The sequence below is a fragment of the Nocardia brasiliensis genome (assembly GCF_042691675.1).
GTDB classification, from domain to species: Bacteria; Actinomycetota; Actinomycetes; order Mycobacteriales; family Mycobacteriaceae; genus Nocardia; species Nocardia brasiliensis_D.
Genome location: NZ_CP170507.1, coordinates 2,415,882 through 2,440,055 on the forward strand (window position 1 = coordinate 2,415,882; position 24,174 = coordinate 2,440,055).

At 68.1% G+C, this 24,174-nt stretch carries 21 protein-coding genes; 11 read left to right on the top strand and 10 right to left on the bottom strand.

Features of this window, described 5'->3' with window-relative positions:
- Positions 1 to 79: 79 nt before the first annotated feature.
- Complete coding sequence (gene panB / locus ACFK0J_RS11330; RefSeq protein ID WP_378742761.1) at positions 80 to 934, bottom strand: 3-methyl-2-oxobutanoate hydroxymethyltransferase; 855 nt, start codon at positions 932 to 934, stop codon at positions 80 to 82.
- A gap of 219 nt (positions 935 to 1,153) precedes the next feature.
- Here panB and ACFK0J_RS11335 point away from each other — a divergent pair, with 219 nt between their 5' ends.
- The 3 genes from ACFK0J_RS11335 to ACFK0J_RS11345 all read left to right on the top strand — a co-directional run bounded on the left by ACFK0J_RS11335 (position 1,154) and on the right by ACFK0J_RS11345 (position 7,214).
- Complete coding sequence (locus ACFK0J_RS11335; RefSeq protein WP_378739160.1) at positions 1,154 to 2,704, top strand: alpha/beta hydrolase; 1,551 nt, start codon at positions 1,154 to 1,156, stop codon at positions 2,702 to 2,704.
- A gap of 80 nt (positions 2,705 to 2,784) precedes the next feature.
- On the top strand, positions 2,785 to 4,125 hold the full coding sequence (locus ACFK0J_RS11340; protein WP_218475684.1) for a glutamine synthetase family protein: 1,341 nt from the start codon (positions 2,785 to 2,787) through the stop codon (positions 4,123 to 4,125).
- Positions 4,126 to 4,202: 77 nt separating this feature from the next.
- Positions 4,203 to 7,214 carry a bifunctional [glutamine synthetase] adenylyltransferase/[glutamine synthetase]-adenylyl-L-tyrosine phosphorylase gene (locus tag ACFK0J_RS11345; RefSeq protein ID WP_378739163.1) on the top strand — a complete coding sequence of 1,004 codons (3,012 nt, stop codon included), beginning with the start codon at positions 4,203 to 4,205 and terminating at the stop codon, positions 7,212 to 7,214.
- 79 nt (positions 7,215 to 7,293) lie between these two features.
- On the opposite strand, the gene ACFK0J_RS11350 is transcribed toward ACFK0J_RS11345, so the two are convergent.
- Positions 7,294 to 7,572, bottom strand: coding sequence for a hypothetical protein (locus ACFK0J_RS11350; protein WP_378739165.1), 279 nt, complete (start codon positions 7,570 to 7,572; stop codon positions 7,294 to 7,296).
- A 230-nt stretch (positions 7,573 to 7,802) separates the two neighbouring features.
- Here ACFK0J_RS11350 and ACFK0J_RS11355 point away from each other — a divergent pair, with 230 nt between their 5' ends.
- Entirely contained in the window at positions 7,803 to 8,747 is a 945-nt protein-coding gene (locus ACFK0J_RS11355; RefSeq protein ID WP_378739167.1) for an endonuclease/exonuclease/phosphatase family protein, read from the top strand.
- 161 nt (positions 8,748 to 8,908) lie between these two features.
- Complete coding sequence (locus tag ACFK0J_RS11360) at positions 8,909 to 10,363, top strand: metallopeptidase (protein ID WP_378739169.1); 1,455 nt, start codon at positions 8,909 to 8,911, stop codon at positions 10,361 to 10,363.
- Positions 10,364 to 10,373: 10 nt separating this feature from the next.
- On the opposite strand, the gene ACFK0J_RS11365 is transcribed toward ACFK0J_RS11360, so the two are convergent.
- Genes ACFK0J_RS11365 through ACFK0J_RS11375 form a run of 3 tightly spaced genes read right to left on the bottom strand, consistent with a single transcriptional unit; the run spans position 10,374 to position 14,298 of the window.
- Positions 10,374 to 11,258 (bottom strand): alpha/beta hydrolase, encoded by an 885-nt coding sequence (locus ACFK0J_RS11365; protein ID WP_378739171.1) that lies wholly within the window; start codon positions 11,256 to 11,258, stop codon positions 10,374 to 10,376.
- Complete coding sequence (locus ACFK0J_RS11370) at positions 11,255 to 12,631, bottom strand: M20 family peptidase (protein WP_378739173.1); 1,377 nt, start codon at positions 12,629 to 12,631, stop codon at positions 11,255 to 11,257. The genes ACFK0J_RS11365 and ACFK0J_RS11370 overlap by 4 nt, the downstream gene beginning before the upstream one ends.
- Entirely contained in the window at positions 12,628 to 14,298 is a 1,671-nt protein-coding gene (locus tag ACFK0J_RS11375; RefSeq protein ID WP_378739175.1) for a CocE/NonD family hydrolase, read from the bottom strand. Before ACFK0J_RS11375 ends, ACFK0J_RS11370 begins: the two co-directional genes overlap by 4 nt.
- Positions 14,299 to 14,461: 163 nt before the next feature.
- Here ACFK0J_RS11375 and ACFK0J_RS11380 point away from each other — a divergent pair, with 163 nt between their 5' ends.
- On the top strand, positions 14,462 to 15,388 hold the full coding sequence (locus tag ACFK0J_RS11380; protein ID WP_378739177.1) for a DMT family transporter: 927 nt from the start codon (positions 14,462 to 14,464) through the stop codon (positions 15,386 to 15,388).
- A gap of 112 nt (positions 15,389 to 15,500) precedes the next feature.
- On the opposite strand, the gene ACFK0J_RS11385 is transcribed toward ACFK0J_RS11380, so the two are convergent.
- Both ACFK0J_RS11385 and ACFK0J_RS11390 read right to left on the bottom strand, forming a co-directional pair.
- Positions 15,501 to 16,619, bottom strand: a complete 1,119-nt coding sequence (locus ACFK0J_RS11385; RefSeq protein ID WP_378739179.1) for a glycosyltransferase — start codon at positions 16,617 to 16,619, stop codon at positions 15,501 to 15,503.
- The gene (locus ACFK0J_RS11390; protein ID WP_378739181.1) at positions 16,619 to 17,359 is read right to left on the bottom strand and encodes a DUF2334 domain-containing protein; all 741 of its coding nucleotides are present in this window, start codon (positions 17,357 to 17,359) and stop codon (positions 16,619 to 16,621) included. The genes ACFK0J_RS11385 and ACFK0J_RS11390 overlap by 1 nt, the downstream gene beginning before the upstream one ends.
- A gap of 324 nt (positions 17,360 to 17,683) precedes the next feature.
- On the opposite strand from ACFK0J_RS11390, the gene ACFK0J_RS11395 reads away from it, so the two are divergent.
- Positions 17,684 to 18,121: a hypothetical protein gene (locus tag ACFK0J_RS11395; protein ID WP_378739183.1), complete on the top strand. Its 438-nt coding sequence runs from the start codon at positions 17,684 to 17,686 to the stop codon at positions 18,119 to 18,121.
- A 77-nt stretch (positions 18,122 to 18,198) separates the two neighbouring features.
- Entirely contained in the window at positions 18,199 to 18,933 is a 735-nt protein-coding gene (locus ACFK0J_RS11400) for a DUF4191 domain-containing protein (protein WP_218475703.1), read from the top strand.
- Between the two features lie 72 nt (positions 18,934 to 19,005).
- Here ACFK0J_RS11400 and ACFK0J_RS11405 read toward each other — a convergent pair whose 3' ends face one another.
- Positions 19,006 to 19,374 carry a YrdB family protein gene (locus ACFK0J_RS11405; RefSeq protein WP_378739185.1) on the bottom strand — a complete coding sequence of 123 codons (369 nt, stop codon included), beginning with the start codon at positions 19,372 to 19,374 and terminating at the stop codon, positions 19,006 to 19,008.
- Between the two features lie 60 nt (positions 19,375 to 19,434).
- Positions 19,435 to 19,857, bottom strand: coding sequence for an RDD family protein (locus ACFK0J_RS11410; protein WP_378739187.1), 423 nt, complete (start codon positions 19,855 to 19,857; stop codon positions 19,435 to 19,437).
- Between the two features lie 288 nt (positions 19,858 to 20,145).
- Between ACFK0J_RS11410 and glnA the strand changes: the two genes are divergently transcribed.
- The 3 genes from glnA to ACFK0J_RS11425 all read left to right on the top strand — a co-directional run bounded on the left by glnA (position 20,146) and on the right by ACFK0J_RS11425 (position 22,405).
- The gene (gene glnA / locus ACFK0J_RS11415) at positions 20,146 to 21,582 is read left to right on the top strand and encodes a type I glutamate--ammonia ligase (protein ID WP_218475706.1); all 1,437 of its coding nucleotides are present in this window, start codon (positions 20,146 to 20,148) and stop codon (positions 21,580 to 21,582) included.
- Positions 21,583 to 21,692: 110 nt separating this feature from the next.
- A complete protein-coding gene (locus ACFK0J_RS11420; RefSeq protein ID WP_378739189.1) occupies positions 21,693 to 21,980 on the top strand; it encodes a hypothetical protein in 288 nt (95 codons plus the stop codon).
- Complete coding sequence (locus tag ACFK0J_RS11425; protein WP_378739192.1) at positions 21,962 to 22,405, top strand: DNA-binding protein; 444 nt, start codon at positions 21,962 to 21,964, stop codon at positions 22,403 to 22,405. The genes ACFK0J_RS11420 and ACFK0J_RS11425 overlap by 19 nt, the downstream gene beginning before the upstream one ends.
- A gap of 86 nt (positions 22,406 to 22,491) precedes the next feature.
- On the opposite strand, the gene guaD is transcribed toward ACFK0J_RS11425, so the two are convergent.
- On the bottom strand, positions 22,492 to 23,934 hold the full coding sequence (gene guaD / locus ACFK0J_RS11430) for a guanine deaminase (RefSeq protein WP_378739194.1): 1,443 nt from the start codon (positions 23,932 to 23,934) through the stop codon (positions 22,492 to 22,494).
- Positions 23,935 to 24,174 lie beyond the last annotated feature (240 nt).

Below are 24,174 nucleotides of genomic sequence, written 5' to 3' on the forward strand. Positions count from 1 at the left end.
ACCCGGCCCGTTTCGACCGGCTGGGCCGAGTAGTGCGGCAGGCGCGCACCACTCGGCCGATCCACTTGCCGCCGAGGTTCTAGAAGCTGTGCTCGGGACCCGGGTAGGTGCCCCGGCGGACCTCTTCGGCGTAAGCGGCCGCGGCGGTGCGCAGTTCGTCACCGACATTGCCGAACCGCTTGACGAACTTGGCGGTCTTGCCGCTGGTGTAACCCGCCATGTCCTGCCAAACCAGCACCTGCGCATCGGTTTCCGCGCCCGCGCCGATGCCGACGGTCGGAATGGTCAGCTTGCGGGTGACCTGGGCGGCCAGCTCGGCGGGCACCATCTCCATGACTACCGAGAACGCACCCGCCTCCTGCACCGCGATGGCGTCGGCGATGAGCTGCTCGGCGCCGTCGCCGCGACCCTGCACCCGGAACCCGCCCAAGGTATTGACGCTCTGCGGGGTGAAACCGATGTGCGCCATCACCGGAATGCCCGCCGAGGTGATCATGGCGATCTGCTCGGCGACCCGCTCGCCGCCCTCCAGCTTCACCGCGTGCGCCTGGCCCTCCTTCATGAACCTGGTCGCGGTGGCCAGCGCCTGCTGCGGCGAGGACTCGTAGGTGCCGAACGGCAGGTCGGCCACCACCAGCGCGTGCGGTGCGCCGCGTACCACGCCGCGCACCAGCGGGACGAGTTCTTCAACGGTGATCGGCACGGTGGTGTCGTAGCCGTAGACCACATTGGCCGCGGAATCGCCGACCAGCAGCACCGGAATGCCTGCTTCTTCGAACAGCCGGGCCGAGGAGTAGTCGTAGGCGGTGAGCATGGCCCAGCGCTCGCCGTCGGCCTTCATCTGCTGCAGATGGTGCACCCTGGTCTTGCGCGCCTTTTTGGGCTGGCTGGGTGCCGCACCGTAGGCAGGGGTTTCCGAATCGGATACGGACATCATCGTCCCTTTCGTCTGGTGTCTCCTCGGGGCCCATCCGGGTCCCCGGGTTCGTCTGACGAATTCCAGTGTGCCAGCTCTCACCGGGCCGCATTAACCCCCGCGACCGATGCAATTGGTCACACGACCGGGCGGCTTGCGGGTGTCCCCGGGGGCCGCTTCGGTGCGTCTGACCGGTGCGTTGACCCTGCCGAGCGGGCGAGCTGCCACTATCAGAGCATGGCTTTGGTGCGGAGTGGGCGCGGTGCGCTGATGGTGGCGGTGCTGGCGGTGCTGGCGGCTGGGTGCACGATCGCCAGGGACGAGCCGCAGGGGCCGCTGCCGACACCGCCCGCCGAGCTGACGAAGTTCTACACGCAGACGATCCAGTGGGGCAGTTGCCAAGGCTTCGGCGCCCAGGACGACCGCTTCGCGCCCAACGCGGAATGCGCGCGGATCAACGTTCCGATCGACTACGCCGCGCCGGACGGGGCGACCGCGCAGATCGCGGTATCCCGGATGAAAGCGACCGGGAAACGGATCGGTTCGCTGCTGATGAACCCCGGCGGGCCGGGGGAGTCGGGTCTGACCATGTCGGCGCTCGGCAACAAGACCCGGCTGGCCGAACGCTTCGATCGGGTCGGCTTCGACCCGCGCGGCGTCGGCTCGTCGACCCCGGCCATCGTCTGCGAGACCGCACAGGAGCAGGACGCCGAGCGGGCCGAACGGCCGAAGGACAACACGCCCCAGGGCATTGCCGAGGCGGAGGACGAGAACCGGGAGTACGCGCAGCGCTGCACCGAACGCACGGGCAAGGAATTCCTCGCCCACGTCGGCACCCGCGAGGTGGTGCGGGATCTGGACGTGATGCGGGCGGCGCTCGGCGACGCGAAACTCAGCTACCTGGGTTACTCGTACGGCACCAAGATCGGCTCGGCGTACGCCGAGAAGTTCCCCGACCACGTGCGCGCCCTGGTGCTGGACGGCGCCATCGACTCCTCGCAGGACCCGGTGCAGGAGTCACTGCGCCAGGCGGAGGGCTTCCAGAAGGTGTTCGACGCCTACGCGGCGGACTGCGTGAGCAAGGGTGAGTGCCCGCTCGGCACCGACCCGGCACAGGCGGTGCGGCGATTCCGTGAGCTGGTGAATCCGTTGTGGGACAAGCCCGTAGCGACCACCGATCCGCGCGGACTCAACTACGGTGACGCGCTCACCGGCGTGCGGCAGGCGCTCTACAGCAACGATATGTGGCCGGTACTCACCCTCGGCCTGTCCGAACTGCGCGACGGTCGCGGCGACACCCTGCTGCAACTGGCCGACCTCTACGACGGCCGCCGCGACGACGGCACCTACAGCAACACCACCGACGCGTTCAATGCCATTCGCTGCGTGGACGATCCGCGCATCAGCGACCGGGAGATCACCGCCAAGCAGGACGCCGAATACCGCAAGGCGGCGCCGTTCCTGGACGACGGCCGCGGCACCGGCGCGGCCCCGCTGGACCAGTGCACGGTCTGGCCGGTACCGAACACCAGTGACCCGCACCGTATTTCGGTGACCGGACTACCGAAGACGGTGGTCGTGTCGACCACCGACGACCCGGCGACGCCCTACCAGGCCGGTGTCGAGCTGGCCGCGCAGCTCGGCGCGTCTCTGGTGACCTTCCAGGGCAACCGGCATACCATCGCGTTGTCCGGCGGCTCATCGTGCGTCGACCGTGCGGTGATCGACTATCTGGTCGACCTGACGGAGCCGGCGCCGGGCCTCACCTGCGCACCGAACGGGCGGTGACATCTTTTTCCCGCAACAAGCACAGCACACTCAGCGTGTATGTAACACGGATTTAACGCCAGGTGCTTACGCTCGCGGACATGGATCGCCAGAAGGAATTCGTGCTGCGGACGCTCGAAGAGCGGGATATCCGCTTCGTACGTCTCTGGTTCACCGACGTCTTGGGTTACCTGAAGTCCGTCGCGATCGCTCCCGCCGAGCTCGAGGGTGCTTTCGAGGAGGGCATCGGCTTCGACGGCTCGGCCATCGAAGGCTTCGCCAGAGTGTCGGAGGCCGACATGGTCGCTCGGCCGGATCCGTCCACCTTCCAGGTGCTGCCGTGGGCCACCAGCAAGGGCCACCAGCACTCCGCGCGGATGTTCTGCGACATCACCATGCCCGACGGCTCGCCGTCCTGGGCCGACCCGCGCCACGTGCTGCGCCGCCAGCTGAACAAGGCCGGTGACGTCGGCTTCAGCTGCTACGTGCACCCGGAGATCGAGTTCTTCCTGCTGGAGAACGGCCCACAGGACGGCTCGCAGCCGACCCCGGCCGATTCGGGCGGCTTCTTCGACCAGGCCGTGCACGATTCGGCCCCCAATTTCCGCCGCCACGCCATCGACGCGCTCGAGTCGATGGGCATCTCGGTGGAGTTCAGCCACCACGAGGGCGCGCCCGGCCAGCAGGAGATCGACCTGCGCTACGCCGACGCGCTGTCCATGGCCGACAACGTGATGACCTTCCGCTACCTGATCAAGGAAGTGGCCATCGACGAGGGCGTGCGCGCGACGTTCATGCCCAAGCCGTTCGCCCAGTACCCCGGCTCGGCGATGCACACCCACATGAGCCTGTTCGAGGGCGAGGCGAACGCCTTCCACGATCCGGACGACCCGATCAACCTGTCCGACACCGCGCGGGCGTTCATCGCGGGCATCCTCGAGCACGCGCCGGAGATCAGCGCGATCAGCAACCAGTGGGTGAATTCCTACAAGCGGCTCATCCACGGCGGCGAAGCGCCGACCGCGGCCTCGTGGGGCCGGTCGAACCGCTCCGCGCTGGTCCGGGTGCCGATGTACACGCCGAACAAGTCCTCCTCGCGCCGCGTCGAGATCCGCAGCCCAGATTCCGCATGCAACCCCTACCTCACCTTCGCCGTGCTGCTGGCGGCCGGTCTGCGGGGCATCGAGAAGGGCTACACGCTGCCGCCGGAGGCCGAGGACGACGTGTGGTCGCTGACCGTGGCCGAGCGGCGCGCGATGGGCTTCCGTGAGCTGCCGGGCACGCTGGACGAGGCGCTGCAGGCGATGGAGCGCTCCGAACTGGTCGCCGAGACGCTCGGCGAGCACGTGTTCGACTTCTTCCTGCGCAACAAGCGCCGGGAGTGGGCGGACTACCGCAGCCAGGTGACACCGTACGAGCTCAAGGAGTACCTCGGCCTCTGAGCACGGGGCCATTCTGGTACCGAAGGTATGTTTCTGCGGCGGCGAGTCCTTAGCGTCGAGCATGTAATTTGAGACCTATGGTCCGGCCACCGTCTGCTCGCTCGGCTGTCCCCAGCGTCGGACGGCTCGGCTTGCTCGAGCCCTCCGCCGCTGCCTCATTGCGCGAATTGGGCTGGGACAACGTCGAAGGTATCCCCGTGCTCTGGGCGTTGTCGCGCGCACCCGACGCCGACCTCGCGCTGAACACCCTGATCAAACTGCACGAGCAACTCGGGACCGATTGGGCGGCACTGGATTCGGCGATCCGCGCGGAAACCTCGTTGCGGGGCAGGCTGTTCGCCTTGCTCGGCTCGTCCAGCGCGTTCGCCGATCATCTGGTCGCCGACCCGGCGGCCTGGCAGATCCTGCGCCGCAAGGGCCTGCCGACCCGCGACGAGTTGATCGCCGACCTGCTCGACACGGTCGACGCGGTGCCGGAGCAGGGACCCAATGCGGGGCCGTTGCTGTTCCGGGCCGGTCAGTCGGGTCCGGAGGTGGTCGCGCTGTTGCGCAAGCGGTATCGCGATCAGCTGATGCTGCTCGCGGCGCTCGACCTCGCCGCCACCGTCGAGAACGAACCGGTGCTTCCGTACCAGGTGGTCGGGCGGCATCTCACCGCACTGGCGGACGCGGCGCTGACCGCGGCGCTCGCGGTGGCGGTGGCCCGGGTCTGCAAGGACGGGCCGGTGCCGGTGCGGCTCGCGGTGATCGCCATGGGCAAGAGCGGCGCCTGCGAGTTGAACTACGTCAGCGATGTCGACGTGGTGTTCGTCGCCGAACCCGCCGACGCCACCGCGACCCGGCTGGCCGCCGAGATGATGAGCGTTGCCAGCGCGGCCTTTTTCGAGGTCGACGCGGCGCTGCGGCCGGAGGGCAAGGCGGGCGCGCTGGTGCGCACGCTGGAATCGCATGTCGCCTACTACAAGCGGTGGGCGCGGACCTGGGAGTTCCAGGCGCTGTTGAAGAACCGGCCGATGACCGGCGACCTGGAACTGGGGGAGAAGTACCGGGACGCGCTGATGCCGATGGTGTGGACGGCCTCCGAACGCCCGGACTTCGTGGCCGACGTGCAGGCGATGCGGCGGCGGGTGGAAGACCTGGTCCCCGCCGATCTGCGCGAGCGCGAGCTGAAGCTGGGGCACGGCAGCCTGCGTGACGTCGAATTCGCCGTCCAGCTCCTGCAATTGGTGCACGGACGGGTCGACGAGTCGCTGCACGTGCAGGGCACCGTCGAGGCGTTGACCGCATTGGCCGCCGGCGGCTACATCGGCCGCGACGATGCCGCGAATCTCACCGCGTCCTATGAGTTCCTGCGTCTGCTCGAGCATCGGCTACAGCTGCAGCGGTTGCGGCGCACGCACACCCTGCCCGCGGCGGATGACGAGGAGGGCATGCGCTGGCTGGCCCGCGCCGCGCACATCCGGCCGGACGGCAGGCAGGACGCGGTCGGCGTGCTCGCCGCCGAGATCCGCCGAAATGCGGTGCGGGTGCGGCGGTTACACGCCAAGCTGTTCTACCGGCCGCTGCTCGAATCGGTGGTCAAGATGGAGCCGGACGCATTGCGGCTGAGTCCCGACGCGGCGATCCGGCAGTTGGCCGCGCTGGGCTACCAGGCGCCGCAGCACGCGCTCGGGCACCTGAAAGCACTCACCGGCGGGGTGTCACGCAAGGGCCGAATCCAGGCGCTGCTGCTGCCCACCCTGCTCGAATGGCTCGGCGAGACACCGAATCCCGACGCGGGGCTGCTCGCCTACCGGCGGGTGTCCGAGGGGCTCGACGACCAGATCTGGTTCCTGCGCGAACTGCGCGACGAGGGCGCCATCGCGCAGCGGCTGATGATCGTGCTCGGCTCCTCGGAGTACCTGCCCGACTTGCTGATCAACGCGCCGGACACCATCCGGATGTACGCCGACGGGCCCGGTGGTCCGCTGCTGCTCAGCCCGCAGCCCGAAGACGTCGCGCGCGGCATCATGACGGCCGCGGCCCGCTACGACGACCCGAAACGCGCTGTCGCCGCGGCACGTTCGCTGCGCAGGCACGAGCTGGCCCGGGTCGCCTCGGCCGATCTGCTCGGGATGCTGGACGTGCAGCAGGTCTGCCGGGCGCTGTCCTCGGTGTGGGTCGCGGTGCTGGAAGCCTCACTCGCGGCGGTGATCCGGGCGAGCGAGGCCGAAATGGGCGCCCCCGCACCCGCCGACCTCGCGGTGATCGGCATGGGCAGGCTCGGCGGCATGGAACTCGGCTACGGATCCGATGCCGACGTGCTGTTCGTCTGCGATCCGCGCCCGGGCGAGGACGAGACCAAGGCCGTGAAGTGGGCGATCAATATCGCCGACAAGGTCCAGCAATTGCTCGGCGCACCGAGCACCGACCCGCCGCTGCACGTGGACGCCGGGCTGCGCCCCGAGGGACGCAACGGCGCGCTGGTCCGCACCCTGGCCGCCTATGCCGCCTACTACCAGCAGTGGGCACAGCCGTGGGAGGTGCAGGCGTTGCTGCGGGCCCACCAGGTCGCGGGCGACCAGCAACTCGGCCTGCGCTTCCTGCACACCATCGACAAGGTGCGCTACCCGGCGGGTGGCGTGTCGGCCGAAGCGGTGCGCGAGATCCGCCGGATCAAGGCTCGCGTCGACGCCGAACGACTACCGCGCGGGGCCAACCCCGCCACCCACACCAAGCTCGGGCGCGGCGGTCTCGCCGACATCGAATGGACCGTTCAGCTGATGCAGCTGCGCTACGCGCACGACGTCATCGGCTTGCACAACACCTCGACGCTGGAGTCGCTGAACGTCATCGAGCAGCACGAACTCCTCGACGCCGCCGACGTCGCCCTGCTCAGGGACGCTTGGCTCACCGCGACCAAGGCCCGCAACGCACTGGTCCTGGTGCGCGGCAAACCGGCCGACCAGCTGCCCGGCCCCGGACGCCTGCTCTCCGCCGTCGCCCGCGTCGCGGGTTGGCCCAACGACGACGGCAGCGAATTCCTCGACCACTACATGCGCGTCACCCGCAGAGCGAAAGCGGTGGTGGAGCGCGTCTTCGGCCAGTAGGGCCGATCTCACAGACGCTTCGCAGGGGGCACAGACGGTGTATCGCCTGTGGGGCGCGGAGCGTCTGTGCGTTGTGCGGTTACCTGCCGACGAGTTCCTGGAAGCGGTCGACGAAAGCGCGGATCGCCCGGCGGTCTTCGCCGAGGTCGGGGCGGTGGCCTTGCTCGGCGGTCACCGTCACCGTGCTGCCCGCGCGGAGCCGCAGCTCCTCCAAGCACCACGGCAGTACGAGGGCGTGCACGCTGTGATCGTTGCTGCTGACGGTGATTCGCGAGGTGTACCGGCCCGCCGTCGCCGCCAGCTCTTCGGCGCTCTCGGTGGTGAGCGCACCGGCCGCGCGGAATTCCTCGATGTACACCAGCCCACCTCCCGCTGCTTCGCGTCGCGTGCGACCCAGTCTAGGTCGATGCCCCGCCCGTCGACAGCGACGCAGCCCGGTCGGTCACCCGTCGACTTCATGATCAACGGGACATGGTGTCGAGCCCTTTCGGCGAATGCTTCCACGCTGTGGATCGTGAGTGGGGCTGCGCGCGGGAACTTCACGGTGGGCACACATTGTCTCCACACACGGCACATAGGCTCGGGGACATGCCTAAATGGTTGGAGCGAGTAGCGCTCGGGGTGGGATGGTGCGCTCTGGCGATGGGAGCGGTCGGGGTCGTGCTGCATTTCGGGGCGTGGCAGTGGCGGCCGCTGGCCCTGCTGGCGTCGGGGGCGTCGTACTTGATGATCGGGGCGATCATCGGGCTGGTGTTCTTCCTGATCGCGCGGGGCTGGCGCAGTGCGGGTGTCGCCGGGGTGTTGGTCGGTGTGGTGTTGTGGACGCTGGCTCCGGCGTTCGTGCCGGAAGGGCGGGCCGCGAGCGGGCCCGAAGTCGCGGTGATGCAGTCGAATCTGCTGTTCGGACAGGCGGATGTGGGTGCCGTACTGCAGGCGGTGCGGGACAACCGGATCGATGTGCTGACCGTGAACGAACTGACCAATGCCGCGGTCGATCGACTCGCGGCGGCGGATATCGGTGCGCTGCTGCCGTATTCGTACCTACAGCCCACGGCCGACGGTGGTGGCGGCACCGGGATCTACAGCCGATACCCGTTGCGTGACACCAAGAAATACGACGGCTTCATCCTGAATCAGGTGTCCGCGACGATGGACCATCCGGAGCGCGGCCCGATCGCGGTATTCGCCTTCCACCCGATTCCGCCGCCGCTCAATTTCGCGGACTGGCTGGTGGAGATGCGCAGGATTCGCGAAATCCTGGACGCACACCAGGGTCCCGCGATCGTCGGCGCGGATTTCAACGCGACGCGCGATCACGCGGCGTATCGCGACCTGCTGCGCGGCCGCTTCGCCGCCGCGGCCGACCAGGCGGGTGCGGGTCTATTGCCGACGTTCCCGGACGACCGGCGGTGGGGACCGATCATCGGCATCGACCACGTGTTGCTCGCCGACGCCACGGCCGAAGAGGTACGCACCCTGAGTGTCCCCGGATCGGACCATCGCGCCTTGATCGCCCGGGTACGGTTGAACTGATCTCGCAGGCACGGTCGAAACCGGTATCGCGCGTGGGTTTCCCGGTCTTCTCGATCCGCACGCGTGGCGCGGCGACGACGGTGTGAACGCTCGGCGTACGGGTATGTCCCGCTCCGGGCCCTCGTGCGCGACGAGCGCGCACCGGTAGTCGGGGAGACGCGATGATGAGGACACAACGGCCGCGGTTCGGCGCGGTCGCCGTGCTAGCGGTATTCGGTCTGGTACTCGCCGGATGTGGCGTGGGAACGGAGAACCCGAGCGCACCGAACGCAACGGCGCCGACCACCGAGACCGATTGGGAAGTCGCCGGATCGATGACGGCCGACGGACCGAACGGACCGCGCCAGGGCGTGCCGGACGCGCCATTGGAAGCTGTGAACGGCGACGGCGGAAGGTACGACACACTCGCGCTCAACTCCCTCGCCGACCTACAGGAATTCTGGACGGCGGCGTATCCCGAGCACTTCCCCGGCCGCTTCACCCCGGTGACCACGTTCTACTCCTGGGACGCGAGAGCGCCCAGGCAGCAGGCGATCCAGTTCTGTGGCGAGCACACCTACCACGTGGTGAACGCCGCCTACTGCAGCCTCGACCACACCATCGGCTGGGACCGCGGGGTGCTGCTGCCGAAGGTGGTGGAGAAGTTCGGCGAGATGGCGGTGGTGATGGTGCTCGCGCACGAGTACGGCCACGCCATCCAGGGGCAAGCCAAGCTTGCCGGAATGCGCACGCCGACAATCGTTCTGGAGCAGCAGGCGGACTGTCTCGCCGGTGTGTTCCTGCGCCATGTGGCCGAAGGGGATTCGGCGCACTTCACGCTGAATACCACCGACGGACTCAACTCCGTGTTGGCCGCCACGGTGGCCATTCGCGACCAGGATCCGAGCGATATACAGAACGCGCACGGTTCGGCGTTCGAACGGGTGACGGCGGTGCAGATCGGTTACGCCGACGGCGCGCAAGGCTGCAAGAAAATCACCCCGCAGGACATCGCGGAGCGGCGCGGCACCCTGCCCGTCTCGTTCCTGCCCGGTGAGGAGTTCGCCCAGCTTCCGGTCGATGCCGAATCGCTGACCATGGTGGGTCAGGCGCTGCTCGAGATCTTCCCGACCAGTCGGCCGCCGCGATTCGACTATTCCGGGGTGGTGCGCAACTGCCCGAATGCGGCTGCGACTCAACCGGTGTCGTACTGCCCGAGCTCGAACACGATCAGCGCCGACGTGCCGGGCCTCGCGCGGCGGGCCGGGCAGATGTGGGGCGAAGTAGAACCGCTCTCGGCGGCGGTGGACGGCGACTACAACGCCTTCATCGTCTTCGTGTCGCGGTATGTCCTTGCTGTGCAACAGGACCGCAAGCTGAGCGTGACCGGCGCCGAGACGGCCGGGTTACGCACCGCGTGCCTGTCCGGCGTGGTGACGACTGAACTCAGTGAGCCGGACAGTAATCCGCGCCTGTCCGCCGGTGACCTCGACGAGGCCGTCTCCGGACTGCTCACCGACGGCCTCGCCGCCAGCGACGTGAACGGCAAGACCGTGCCGAGCGGCTACCAGCGCCTGGAGGCCTTCCGCACCGGCGTCCTCAACGGCGAGCAAGCCTGCTCGGCCCGGTACAGGTGATCCCCGAATCTCACTTCCCGGTAACGTGCGCCGCCAGCCAGTCGACGACGTCGCCGAGCACCTTGTCCTGCTCGGGTTCGTTGAAGACCTCGTGGTAGAGGCCGTCGTAGCGGAGCACGGTCAGATCCTTCGAACCCGCGCCCCGCTCGATGAGATCGGAGCTGGACGGTGCGGCGATGGCGTCGGCGGTGCCGTGCAGCACCAGTAGCGGCACGGTGAGCCTGGCCAGCCGCTCTTTGACGAGGAAGGTCGTGTTCAGGATCTCGGTGGCGGTGCGGGCGGGCAACTTGCCGCGGTACACCAGCGGGTCGTTGTCGTAGGCCCGGACCACCGCCGGGTCGCGGCTGATCTGCGACGAATCCAATTTGAGCACACCCAGATTCGGTGTGAGCCTGCTGAGTAGCGGGGCGAGTGCGCGTTGCACCGGATTGCCCGCCGAGATGTCCAACGGCGGCGCGGACAGCACGATGCCGGTGACTTCGATCGGTGCGCGGGTGGCCAGGTGCAGCACGATGAGGCTGCCCATCGAGTGGCCGATCAGGAACCGGGGTGCGTCGGGGTGTTCGCGGGTCGCGATGTCGAGCATGGCGGCCACATTGTCGGCGGCGCCGTCGATCGAGCCGATATTGGCCTTGCCGCCCGCGGACTTGCCGTGACCGATGTGGTCGAGCGCGTAGACCGCGAACTCGGCGGCGGCGAGGCGCTGGCCGACATGGGCGTAGCGGCCGGAGTGCTCGGCTACACCGTGCACGAGAACGATGACGCCGCGCGCGGGCGCGTCGGGAAGCCATGCGCGCCAGGCGATCCCGCTGCCCGTACCGTCGAACTGGCCGGTCCGCGTGCGGATCCGCGGTCCGGTCGGCTCGGGGTCCCCACTGGCCTTCGGCTCGGTCATGCATCGGCTCCTGACGTCTGCGGCGCGGTGTTCGACGACTGAGCGAACTGCGCGATCAGCCGCCGGTTGAACTCGATGAGTCGAGCGTAGTTGACCCGGGAGAGCCGCTCGTCGGTTCCGTGGATCGAGGCCAGATCGCGTTCGCCCAGCACGATCGGGGCGAAGTTGCAGCGGGTGTCGGCGAGATCGTGGTAGTGCCTGGAGTCGGTGGCGCCGGGGACGATGCCGGTGGTGACCACGATGCCGGGCACGATGTCCCTGGCGATATCCGCGATCAGCTCGAACGCCGGGCCCGGATCGGTGTTCACCGACGGCTCGGACGATACGCCTGTCGGCTCGATTCGAACACCGTTGTCGCGCACCACCTTCCGGCAGTGTGCCAGCACGGAGCGCACCGAATCGCCGGGCAGGATGCGGAAATTGACGAACGCCTCGGCGTGCTGGGGCAACACGTTGGCCTTCACTCCGCCCCTGATCACCGTGGGGGCCGTGGTGGTGCGCACCATGGACTCGGTCTGCGGCCGCATCGCCATCACCCGGGTGATCAGTGGTCCGGCGATTCCGGCCAGGCCGAGCAGCCGGCGGCGCGAAGCGGGCATCGCCTGGCGCAACCTGGCCAGCATGTCGGCGGTCACCGGGGTCATCCGCAACGGCATCGGATGGTCCTGCACCCGGCTCACCGCGCGGGCGATCCGGCCGACCGCGGTCTGCTTGCCGGGCATCGATGAATGCCCGCCCCGCTCGTCGACCGAAAGGCGAACTGTCACATAACCTTTCTCGCCAACCATGATGTTTGCCACCGGCTGCGTGACCTCGGCGGCGACGCCCTCGGTGATCATGCCACCCTCGTCGAGCAGTAGGTCGGCGTGCACGCCGAGCCGGCGAAGCCGCTGCGCCATGTGCACCGCACCGGTGTCGCCGAACACCTCCTCGTCGTGCCCGAAGGCCAGAAATATGGTGTGCCGCGGGCGGATTCCGGCGGCCAGCGCCGACTCGACCGCCTCCAGGATGGCCAGCACCCGGCTCTTGTCGTCGATCGCGCCACGACCCCAGATGAATTCGTCGTCGACCACGCCCGCGAACGGCGGATGCGTCCAGCGCTGCGGGTCGTCGACGGGCACCACGTCCTGGTGCGCGAGCAGGATCGCGGCGACGCGCTCGGGCTCGGCGCCGGGCCAGCGGTAGAGCCTGCTGTGGCCGAATCGTTCGAGTTCGAGTTCGGCGTGCACCAGCGGGAAGGATTGCTCGAGATGTGCGGAGAGCTGAGCGAAGGCCTGGTCGTCGACCTGGTCCGGATCGTCGGTGGACACGGTGACGCAGCGCAATGCGGCGGCAAGGCGCTCGGCGGTGCGGTCGTCAACCGGTTCGGTCATCGGTCACCGGTGCGGTTCGGCACATTCATGGACACCGTCGCATTGTTCAGCACGCCCGGGGGCAGGTTGATGGTCTTCTCGTTTCGCCACTTCACGATGCCCTCGGTGACGCCGCCCGGCAGGTCGGGGCTGCGCGGCGAAGTGAGCATCGGGAGTTCGACGCGGGCCTGGGTAACGGTGACCGAGGCGAAGACCGGGGTGTGCGACCACACATCGTCGACCACGTCGGTGACGCGCACGCCGATCCGGTGACCCGCCGGGATCGGCCAATCCTGGCCCAGCAGGCGGACTTCGGCGGTGCCGTCGCCGACCGGGGCGATGCCACGGGTGATGACGGTGGCCCGCTGATCCGGGGCGATGTCGTAGAGCTCGACGGTGACCGTGGCGGTCGGGGGCCCGCTCAGGGTCAAGGACGCGGTCGGTATGCCGGACAGGTGCTGATCCTGCGCCAACGGTTCGGAGACGGACCAGAATTCGCGGTCGGGTCCGGGCAGCAGGCCGCGGTCGGTGTAGCCACCGGGACGCAGCTCGACCGGCACCCGGGCGGCATCGGCGGGCGGCCAGGCTGTTTCGGCGCGCCAACGGCCGTCGAACTGGCCCACCGTGATCCGTGGTCCGGGAACCTCGACGTCGCGGCCCGCGACGTGCTTGTCGAAGAAGGCGAGCAGCTCGGTGTCGAAATGTGGTGTGCCGCATTTGTCGTGGCAGGTGCGGTGACCCCACTGGCCGAACCACGCCCGGTGGTCGCCGGGGCCGAGGCCGTTCCACAGATCGAACACCCGGTAGGCGCGGGTGTTGTAGTCGACGAAGCCCTGACCGAGGAACAGTGGAATGGTGTTGCCGCGCAACGGGGCAACCAGATCACGGTCGCGCCAGAAGGTGGAATTACCGTCGTGATCGGTCGTGTCGGCCAGGTACTGCTGATAACACTGCATCGGCAATTGCGCTGCGGCGGCCTGGTATTCGGGCGAATCGTCCGGGCGGGCCGGAGTGGACGCGATCAGCAGGTGCTCGAATCCCGCGAAATCCGCTGGGCGCACACCGTTCTCGGTGATCGGCTTGCCGGAGAACTTCCATGAGACGCCCTGCATATACAGGTAGGAGTACGGGTCGACCACCGGCTCGAACGACGCGACCGCCGCCAGCCCCGCCGGCTCGGCCGCCAGGCCCATCAAACCGGTCCACCCCTCATAGGAGACGCCGAACATGCCGACCTTGCCGGTGGACCACGACTGGTTCGCGGCCCACTCCACCGCGGTCGCGACATCGGAGCGCTCGCCCGGGCCGCCGAAATCCGGGCAGCCGGACGAGCCGCCGAAACCACGCAGATCCACGATGACGTAGGTGTAGCCCGCGCGCAGGAACATGTCCGCTTGCAGATTGTCCGTGGACGGGCCGCCGTTGAGCCGCGGCTCGCTGAGGTAAGCCAGGTGGGCGCGGTACGGGCTGACGGTGAGGATCACCGGAGTGCGAACGTCGTCGGCGATACCTTCCGGTCGCAAGATGTCCGCGTGCAACCGCGTGCCGTCCGGGGCGTCGATGAACGCCTGCTTCCACTGGAACGGCACCGACAGCGGCTCGGCTCCCGCGGTCACCGGGGTGCTCACAGCAAGCAGTAGCAGCAGTCCGCACAGGACCCGCAACAGGACGGTTCGTTCGCTCACCATAGGACTATCGAGTGTGCATGGACGACCGTCCAGCCCATGGAACCGGGGTGGTGTTCGCCGACCGCATGGCGCCGCGTGATCAGGGAGATCGACCGCAGAGCTGTCGCCGAGCCGCCGGGCGGATGCCATCCGGTGTTCACTCGGGACCGCGAGCATGGGCGGCATGCCGGATGTCGTGCTTGGCGGCGCGCCTGTCGACGCGCTCGCGGTGGGGACGATATCGCTCGCCTTGCTGGCGGCACTGCTGTTCGCGGTGTCGGCGGCGCTGCAACAGGGGGCCGCGCGGGAGGCCGCGACGGAAGCGGGCCACGGGCGGTTCCTGGTGATCGTGGGCATTGCTCGTCGGCTGGTCACCGATCGTCGGTGGCTGGCCGGGCAGGGTGCCAATGTGGCGGGGTTCGTCGTGCACGCGGTCGCGTTGCGGCTCGGCGCGATCGCGGTGGTGCAGGCGCTGTTGGTGGTGCAGCTGCTGTTCGCGTTGCCGTTCGCGGCGGCGCGGCGCAGGCGTACGTTGCTCGGGCGGGATTGGGTGGGGACCGTTCTCGTGTGTGGCGGGCTGATCCTGCTCGTCGGGCAGAGCGCGCCTGGTCACGCGGATGTGCGCCCGCACCTGCTGCCCGGTGTCGGCGTCGGTGTCTTCGTCACGATCGTCGCGTTGACCGCCGTGTCCCGGCTGACCCGGTCCACCCAGCTGCGCTCGGCGTTGGTCGCGGTCGCGGCGGGCTGTTGTTTCTCCACCACCGCGGTGCTGGTGGTCATCGCGACCACCGCGCTGCCCGACCTGAGCTGGGCGCTGCTCGGCATCCCGATCTCCACCGTTCTCGGCGGACTGCTGACCCAGGAGGCCTACGCCCGCGGTTCGCTACCCACCGCACTCACCGCGATGACGATCACCGACCCGGTCCTCAGCTACGCGGCCGGTCTCACCCTCTTCGCGGTCACCGTCCACCCCCGCCCGCTACTGCTCACCCTCGCGGCCGCGCTGGTGATCGCCGGAATCGCGCTGCTCGCGAACTCACCGACCCTGCACGACGAACGGGACCAGCTCTCGAAACCACCGAACCGACCGGTGTGCGAGAGCGTTTCGTAGCCAGCCACTGATCGGTCCGGCAACGTAGCCAGTCCATGTCTCGGACCCGTGCCCGCGCAGCTGCGTCGAGGCCGAATGCCGCAAGGGTCGCTTCCGCAGGGGTGATGTCGGGTCAAGCTGTGCGGGCGGGGGATTCGTAGTCGGCGTAGAGCGCGAGCATGCCGGTGACGGTGGCCGACCAGGGGAAGCGTTCGGCCGCGGACCGGGCGGCGTGGCGGCGTTGGCGGGCGGGGACGGCGAGGAGTGCGCGGACGCCGTCGGCCAGGCCGTGGGGGGTGCCGTCGGAGACGATGCCGGAGCCGGGGGCGTCCACCAGTTCGCCCGCGGCACCGGCGGCGGGGACGACGACCGGGGTGCCGCAGGCCAGGGCCTCCAGGACGGCGAGGCCGAAAGTTTCGGCGGGGGAGGGGAATACCGCGATGTCGGCGGCCGCGACCAGGGCGGCCATGGCGGCGCGGTCGGTGAGGTGGCCGTGGAAGGTCACCGGTAGTCCGGCGGCCAGGCGTTGCAGACGCGGTCGCAGGGGGCCGTCGCCGATGATGGCCAGTTCGCAGTCCGTGCCGGACTCGACCAGCACGCGCACTGCTTCGATGGCGCGTTCGACGCGCTTCTCCTTCGAGAGTCTGCTCACCAGCACCAGCCGGATCGGAGCGCTTGTGGACCGAGGTGCTTCGCCCAGCTCCGCGGGCCGGAAAGTGGACAGGTCGACGCCGAGCGGGACCCGTCGCACGTTCGTCGCTCCGATGCGGGCGAACTCCGCCGTCGCGAAACTCGACGTGACCACCACCTTGTCGGCGCGCACGCAGAGGCGGCGGTTGGCCAGATCGGCGGCCGCGCTCAACGGGAAGCCGGGTGGGACACGGGTGCGCAGGATGGCGTCGATGCGTTCGTGGGAGAACAGCACGAGCGGCACGCCGGTGCCGCGCGCCCACGGTGCGAGCCAGCGGACGCTCAGCTTGTCGCTGCACTCCAGGACATCGGGGCGCAGCCGATCGAGGACGCCGCGGGTACGGCGAGCGGTCAGCACGTGGTAGCCACCCGCACCGAACTTAGGACTCTGCACCGTGATTCGGCGTCCCGACGCGGTCTGCTCGTCGCCGTCGGTAGGGCCCGGGACCACCAGCACCCGGTCGTGTCCGCTCGCGAGGTAGCCGCGGCCGATCTCATCGAGACAGGTCCGCAGCCCACCCGAGGCCGGGGTGTAGAAGTTGGCGATCTGCACGATGCGCACTAGCGAACCGCCGATCCGACCAGGTCGGCATAGGTGGTGGCCTGTGCGCCCGCGTGCAGGGCCGCGTCGATGGCGCGGAGGGTGGCGTCGCGTAGGCCGGGACGGTGCAGGTCGTCGGGGTGGAGTGCGAGGCGCACCAGGGCGCCGCGGGCCGCGTTGCGGCGGGCCATGGTGACCAACATGGTGGCGGCGAAGTGTTCGGACCAGCCGCCGCCGGGGCGGTGGGAGAGTGCGAAACCGCGGTGCCGTCGACCGGTCCGCAGGTCCTTCGCGCCGAAGTGATCGGTGGTGTGGGAGAAGCCTGCCGCGCGGAGGGCGTTTTCGGCTGCCGGGGAGGCCAGCCAGCCGGGCGGGGTGAAACCCGTTGTGGACAGCCCGGATTCGGTCATCACCGCGGTGGCGGCACGCAGCTTGGCGGTCGCCTCGTCCGTACCGAGCGCGGCGAACTCGGCGGCACCGCGCGCCACGACCCGGCCGAGCGCTCGCCGCGGCCACCGCCCCTCGGGCCCCGCCCGATGCGACCATCCGTGCACCATGATCTCGTCACCCCCGGCGCGGCGTTCCCGCAGAAAACTCGCGTAGTCCGGCCGCTGAGCCAGCGCCGCACCGCGCCACGGGCCGGGAATGACCAACAGCGACACCGGAATCCCGAACCCATCGGCATCGGCACACCACCGCGCCGTCGCCGCCGCACTAGCGGGTGCGACGTCATGGACGCTCACCACCAACCGCGCACACACGCACCGCAAGCTAACAGCGCCCGGTAGCCGCCAGCTGAACAGCACGGTGCCGGTGCTCGACGAATCAGGGACCCCACGCCCTCAACCGCACACCGTGATTCCCGCCCGGACGAACCCTGAGCACGCACCGATCCGCCTACCCACACTGCCCAGCTCGCCGAGCGGGACATCCTTGTGTGCTTACTCGCTATTTGCCCCCGCCATGTCCCGTTCAACGGGAGTATGCGAAGTGTGTGGGCGGGCAAGGTAATTCGGCTGGTGTGTGAGGTGGGGCGGCGTATGATCGGGCCAGTGCGAGTGCCCGGGGGAAGAATGAGCGAGCCGGTGACCGCGGACTGGGAGCAGTTCGTTCAAGCGCTGGCGCGATGTCTGTCCGAGTTACCTTCGCGGGCGACGTTGATCATCGCGGCGCCGGGCAATCGGTTTGTCCAGTTCATGCAGTACGACATCAAATTGTCCGCTGAGCTGGCGGGGGATCATTATCTGGCGCAGCCGATTCCGGATGCTGCCGCACAAGAATTACGTGAACTCGGCTGGAACGAGCCGGTATTGCGGCGCGAGATCGACAACTGGACCAGGACCATGTTCTGGCCCATTTCCCCGCGCGGCCTGGTCGAGTTCGCCCGCTCGGTCGCCATCGGCTTCCGCGACGCGCTCGGGGTGGCGACGCCGGTGGAATTACGCGCCATGGGCTGGACCGAGGCGTCCGGTGATCTGGATCTCACCGTGCTCGGCTCGATGGCTCGCCGCGGCTGGAATTGACGCCGCCGCGGCCGCAATAGTCGCCGCCGGGGCAGGCGTGGCGGAACCGGCCCCACGTGGGCACTATCCTGAGTGACATGGCAGCAGGTAAGCCCACCAAGGAAGCGAAGGCCGCGGCGAAAGCGGCCCGCAAGCAGCAGTCGAAAGAGCGCAGGCAGCAGCTCTGGCAGGCGTTCCAGATGCAGCGCAAGGATGACAAGCTGCTGCTGCCGTTGATGATCGGCGCGCTGCTCGGCATCACCGCCGTCTTCCTGGTGATCGGCCTGATTTTCGGGCTGACCTGGTTCCTCGTCCCGTTGGGTGTGGTGCTCGGCGCGCTGGCCGCGTTCATCATCTTCGGCCGCCGGGTGCAGAAGAGCGTCTACGGCAAGGCCGAGGGTCAGGCGGGCGCCGCGGCCTGGGTGCTGGACAACCTGCAGGGCAAGTGGCGGGTGACCAACGGCATCGCCGCGACCACCCAGCTCGACGCGGTGCACCGGGTGATCGGCCTGCCCGGCGTGGTGCTGGTCGCCGAGGGCTCCCCGCAACGGGTGAAATCGCTGCTCGCGCAGGAAAAGAAGCGCACCGCCCGGCTGATCGGCGACACCCCGATCTACGACATCGTCATCGGTAACGACGAAGGGCAGGTGCCGCTGAAAGAGCTGCAGCGCTACCTGACCAAGCTGCCCCGCAATATCGACACCAAGCGGATGGACCTCATCGAGGGCAGATTGACCGCCCTCAGCTCCCGCACCGGCCCGGCCCTGCCCAAGGGTCCGATGCCCGCGGGCGCCAAGATGCGCGGCGTCCAGCGGACCATCCGCAGGCGCTGAACCTGCCCAGGAGGCCCGCATCCCAGTTGATGGGATGCGGGCCTTCCGCTGTGTGGACTGGTCTGGGGGTAGTCAGGCTTTGAGGAGCCAGGCGACGCGGTCGTAGGCGAGGGCTTGGTAGACGACTATGACGGCGAGGGAGGCCAGGGCCCATTTGGGGAGACCGGCCGCCCAGAGGGCCGCGGCACCGCCGCCGAAGATGGCCAATTCGAGTGCCAGACGCAGCGCGCCGGGGACTGCGACCGTGGCGTTGCCGTTGCGGCTCGGGTCGTCGGGGACTGCGAAGGTGCCCCACAGAGTCGCGGCGGCCAGCGGCAACACCACTACGAGCAGGAATTTCCATGGCGAATCGAAGGCTCGCCAGCCATAGACGCCGAAGGAACAGATGGCGACGAGCTCGAGCAGAAACCGGATCGCGAGCATCGCCGGATTGAGTGACACCGCCGGAGCGTAACGGCCGAACCGGACAGCGTCGATCCGCGGAGAGTCTGGCGCCCGACGTCAGCGGGAGTGGACGAGTGCGGTGCCGGTCGCCCGGTCGTGCATGCCGCGACCATCGGCGTCGGTGAACAGCGCGGGCACCACGAACACCAGCAGCGCCTGCCTGGCCAGCGCGCGCACGAAACCGACGGTCACCGGCGCATCGATCCGGACGGTCCGCAGGCGCAGGAAGTACTGCCCCGGCGTGAACCCGAACAGCGTCACCGCACCGACCCCGATCACGAACCAGATCAGCAAGGTCAGGCTGGAGGCCTGGCCGCTGCGCACGATCATCGCCGCGATGCCGAGCGCGATCAACCAGTCCACGAAGAGCGCGGCGATCCGGCGGCCCATCCCGGCCAGCGAACCGGCGCCGGACTTCGGCAGGCCGAGATGTTGCCCGGGGAACTCGGGGTTTGCCTGCTCGTCCGCGATGCGTGCCATGCCCCCACAATAAGCGGGCGCGACCGGCCGACGGGCACCGCATGAGGGGAGTTCACGTCGGTGCGCACCTGGTCGAATGGCAGGATTACGATGCTGGTGGAGCCTGGGTGGGCCTAGTCACCCGGCCAGCGGTACGTGTAACACTGGCGAAACACAGCCTTGACTGTGGGGAAACACCGCGTCCATAGCGTCTGGACGCGACGAACCCGACCGTAGCGACTGCTTTGCAGGTCGCTCGAAAAGGCCAGCAATCAACACTGGCTGGGAACCGATCCGTAAGGAGAACAAGTGACGTTCAGCACGGCCGACGAGGTCATCAAATACCTCGCTGATGAAGAGGTCGAATATGTCGACATCCGCTTCAGCGATCTTCCCGGTGTGCAGCAGCACTTCTCGATCCCGGCGAAGGCTTTCACCACTGACCTCGCAGAGGAAGGGCTAGCGTTCGACGGCTCCTCCGTCCGTGGCTTCCAGTCGATCGACGAGTCGGACATGCTGCTGCTGCCCGACTTCAGCACCGCGCGACTGGACCCGTTCCGTGCCGCCAAGACGCTGAACCTCAACTTCTTCGTGCACGACCCGTTCACCAGGGAGGCCTACAGCCGCGACCCGCGCAACATCGCGCGTAAGGCCGAGGAGTACCTGAAGAGCACCGGCATCGCCGACACCGCGTACTTCGGTGCCGAGGCCGAGTTCTACATCTTCGACTCGATCCGCTACGACTCGAAGATGAACGGCGCCTTCTACGAGATCGAGTCGATCTCGGGTTCCTGGAACACCGGCGCGCAGTTCAACCCGGACGGCACCCTGAACCGTGGCTACAAGGTTCGCAACAAGGGCGGCTACTTCCCGGTCGCGCCGTACGACCACTACGTCGACCTGCGCGACAAGATCTCGACCAACCTGCAGAACGCGGGCTTCGAGCTCGAGCGCGGCCACCACGAGGTCGGCACCGCCGGTCAGGCCGAGATCAACTACAAGTTCAACACCCTGCTCGGTGCGGCCGACGACCTGCAGCTGTTCAAGTACATCGTGAAGAACACCGCGTGGCAGGAAGGCAAGACCGTCACGTTCATGCCGAAGCCACTCTTCGGTGACAACGGCTCGGGCATGCACGTGCACCAGTCGCTGTGGAAGGACGGCAAGCCGCTGTTCCACGACGAGGCCGGCTACGGCGGGCTTTCGGATCTGGCGCGGCACTACATCGGCGGCATCCTGCACCACGCGCCGTCGCTGCTGGCGTTCACCAACCCGACCGTGAACTCCTACCACCGCCTGGTTCCGGGCTACGAGGCGCCGATCAACCTGGTGTACTCGCAGCGCAACCGGTCCGCGGCCGTGCGTATCCCGGTCACCGGCAACAACCCGAAGGCCAAGCGCATCGAGTTCCGCGCGCCGGACTCCTCGGGCAACCCGTACCTGGCCTTCGCCGCCATGATGATGGCGGGCCTGGACGGCATCAAGAACAAGATCGAGCCGCTGGCCCCCGTCGACAAGGACCTCTACGAGCTCCCGCCGGAGGAGGCCAAGAACATCCCGCAGGCCCCCACCAGCCTGGCCACGGTCATCGACCGCCTCGAGCAGGATCACGACTACCTGACCGAAGGCAACGTCTTCACCGACGACCTGATCGAGACCTGGATCAACATCAAGCGCGAGCAGGAAATCGCCCCGGTGAACCTGCGCCCGCACCCCTACGAGTTCGAGCTCTACTTCGACGTGTAAGTCGCAGTACCGCGAGACGTTTTCGAGCCCTTCCGCACTCCGGTGCGGGAGGGCTCGTCCCGTTTCGGCCGCTCATTGAGGTTTCCTACTTCAATTGATAAACTAGCGAGATGAGCGACGCGCCGGAGCATCGGATCGGGGAAGGCCCGGCGACCCGGGTCAGTCTGTCGCTGCCGGAAGGCACCGCCGAGGCGATCCGGCGCCGAGTGGGCAAGCGCGAATTCTCGTCCTTCGTCACCTCTGCCGTTGAGCGCGAACTTCGCGGAATGCTGCTCGACGAGTACATCGCCGACCATGAACGGCGTAAGGGGCCGTTGCCCGAGGCGGAACGTCAACGCGCTAGAGACATGTTTGATCACGCACTCGGTGAGTCGGGGCAGTGGCACACAGCAAGTTGACTCGACCCGCCCGCCATAGTTCGACAACGCTGCACCAGGGAACGTTGGTCCTGGACTCCGATGGACTATCCCGGCTGATCGACGACTCGGTGTCGGTCGTCGCGATCGTCGCGGAAGCGCGATCCCGCGGCATGGAGGTGGTGATCAGCGCGCTGACCATTATCGAGGCGACCCACCGCAAGACCGACCGGGCACGACTTGCTTGGCTGCTGTCTGCTCTCCGCATCGAGCCCGTCGACGACGCGGCCGCGAAGGGGGCGTCGGCACTGCTCATGGAGGTCGGATTGCACGGCCACAAGTACGCGATCGACGCTGTTGTCGCGGAAATGGCGCTGCGCCAGCAGGTTCCGGTGGTCATGCTCACCAGCGATGTCGATGACATGCGTAAGTTGTGTGGCGCATCGGTGCGCCTGATCTCGAGTTAGGTCGACGAACTGAACTGTGGTGGTTGGCCTTCGCGTTCTCCGCCGTGGCAGACCTGCTCGGCTCGTCGCGAGCGCTTCGAGTTGGTCTATGCCGCGCGGGTGTAGGCGGGGCGGCCCATGAGGTAGGTGGCTTGGACCGAGCGGTCGTCGCCGAGGATCATTTGGGCGAAGAGGCGCTCTTGGAAGGTGCGGGCGCGTTCGGTGCGGCGGGCGAGGACGGGGGTGGCGGTCCAGTCGAGGACGATGAAGTCCGCTTCCTTTCCCGGGCGGAAATTGCCGATGTGATTGTCCAGGTAGAGGGCTTCGGCGCCGCCGAGGGTGGCCAGGTAGCAGCCGCGGAGGGCGGAGAGGCTGGTGCGCTGGTCTTCGGGCTTGGTCGACTCCTTCAGCATGACCACCTTGTACGCCTCGTTGAGGGTGCGCAGCAGCGAATAGCTGGTTCCGCCACCGCAATCGGTGCCGAGACCGACCCGGATACCGGCATCGCGGGCGGCGGCGAGGTCGAAGAGACCGCTGCCGAGGAACAGGTTCGAGGTCGGGCAGAAGGCGATGGCCGCGCCGGTGGCGGCCATCCGCGACCGGTCCTGATCGTCGATGTGCACGCAGTGATCGAAGAGCGAACGGGCGTCGAGCATGCCCGCCCGGTCGTATACGTCCAGATACGAGCGAGCATCGGTGAAGCGATCCAACACGCTCGCGGTCTCCGGCAAGCTCTCCGCCGCATGGGTCTGCAACGCCACATCGGGAAACTCGTGGAACAGCCGGGCGGCCATGGCCAGCTGCTCGTCGGTGGAGGAGAGCGCGAATCGCGGGGTGATCGCGTAGGTCAGCCGGTCGGTTCCGTGCCAGCGGGCAATCAGTTGACGGGTCTGCTCCTCGGCCCGCGCGAGACCGGCATCGGACAGGAAGTCCGGCGCTTCCGGCTGCTTGTCCATGAGCACTTTGCCGCACGTCATCCGCATGCCGAGGCGCCGCGCCTGCTCGCAGAACGCGTCCACCGAGGTCGCGTGCACGGTGGGGAACACGCTGGCGGTGGTGGTCCCGCAGGCCAGCAACGTGTCGAGGAAGAGCCCGGATATCCGCTCGGCGTAGTCCTGGTCGGCGAACCGCCGCTCGGCCGGGAACACGTATTGCTGCAGCCAATCCTCCAGTTGCGCACCGAAGCTCGCGATCACGTCGTACTGGCTGTAGTGGATGTGCGCGTCCACGAAACCCGGGACGATCAGCTTGCCTCGATGGTCGATGACGGTGCCGCGATGCTGCTCCGGCAGCGCCGACCACTCGCCCGCCCACCGCACCGTGCCGTCCGCCCCGACCGCGAGCGCGCCGTCCTCGAACAGCTCCCAGGCGTCGGGGTCGTCGTCGGCACCGGGGTCGCGTAAGAAGTGCAAGATGGTGCCGCGGAAGACGGCGGGGAGCTCACCGCCCGCGTCCTTCCGCTCAGCCGCTCCGACGTCTGGCCTGCCGTCGGTCAGGTCATCCAGTCGTGGCGTTTCTGCACTGCCCGTCGGTTCTGTGCGTTCGGCCATGTTCCGACGCTATCGACTGGCAACCTTGCGAACCAACCCACCCGCCGGATCAAGGTGCGGTCACGCCGAAACGGCCGCCGTCAGCAGGCTACGTGCGACCACTGGTCCTGGATTTGGCAAAAAGCGCGAACACCGACATGATCGGAAAGAGGATCGAATACTCGGCCGCTGTTCCACTCCCGCGCTGGCCGAAACCACCGACAAAAGGTAGCAATCGCCCCGACAGCCGCGCAGGCTAGG

Bases quoted from the DNA above. Each gene is read 5' to 3' on its own strand.
- panB (WP_378742761.1), bottom strand. From the start codon at position 934: ATGTCCGTATCCGATTCGGAAACCCCTGCCTACGGTGCGGCACCCAGC.
- ACFK0J_RS11335 (WP_378739160.1), top strand. From the start codon at position 1,154: ATGGCTTTGGTGCGGAGTGGGCGCGGTGCGCTGATGGTGGCGGTGCTG.
- ACFK0J_RS11340 (WP_218475684.1), top strand. From the start codon at position 2,785: ATGGATCGCCAGAAGGAATTCGTGCTGCGGACGCTCGAAGAGCGGGAT.
- ACFK0J_RS11345 (WP_378739163.1), top strand. From the start codon at position 4,203: ATGGTCCGGCCACCGTCTGCTCGCTCGGCTGTCCCCAGCGTCGGACGG.
- ACFK0J_RS11355 (WP_378739167.1), top strand. From the start codon at position 7,803: ATGCCTAAATGGTTGGAGCGAGTAGCGCTCGGGGTGGGATGGTGCGCT.
- ACFK0J_RS11360 (WP_378739169.1), top strand. From the start codon at position 8,909: ATGATGAGGACACAACGGCCGCGGTTCGGCGCGGTCGCCGTGCTAGCG.
- ACFK0J_RS11365 (WP_378739171.1), bottom strand. From the start codon at position 11,258: ATGACCGAGCCGAAGGCCAGTGGGGACCCCGAGCCGACCGGACCGCGG.
- ACFK0J_RS11370 (WP_378739173.1), bottom strand. From the start codon at position 12,631: ATGACCGAACCGGTTGACGACCGCACCGCCGAGCGCCTTGCCGCCGCA.
- ACFK0J_RS11375 (WP_378739175.1), bottom strand. From the start codon at position 14,298: ATGGTGAGCGAACGAACCGTCCTGTTGCGGGTCCTGTGCGGACTGCTG.
- ACFK0J_RS11380 (WP_378739177.1), top strand. From the start codon at position 14,462: ATGCCGGATGTCGTGCTTGGCGGCGCGCCTGTCGACGCGCTCGCGGTG.
- ACFK0J_RS11400 (WP_218475703.1), top strand. From the start codon at position 18,199: ATGGCAGCAGGTAAGCCCACCAAGGAAGCGAAGGCCGCGGCGAAAGCG.
- ACFK0J_RS11410 (WP_378739187.1), bottom strand. From the start codon at position 19,857: ATGGCACGCATCGCGGACGAGCAGGCAAACCCCGAGTTCCCCGGGCAA.
- ACFK0J_RS11420 (WP_378739189.1), top strand. From the start codon at position 21,693: ATGAGCGACGCGCCGGAGCATCGGATCGGGGAAGGCCCGGCGACCCGG.
- guaD (WP_378739194.1), bottom strand. From the start codon at position 23,934: ATGGCCGAACGCACAGAACCGACGGGCAGTGCAGAAACGCCACGACTG.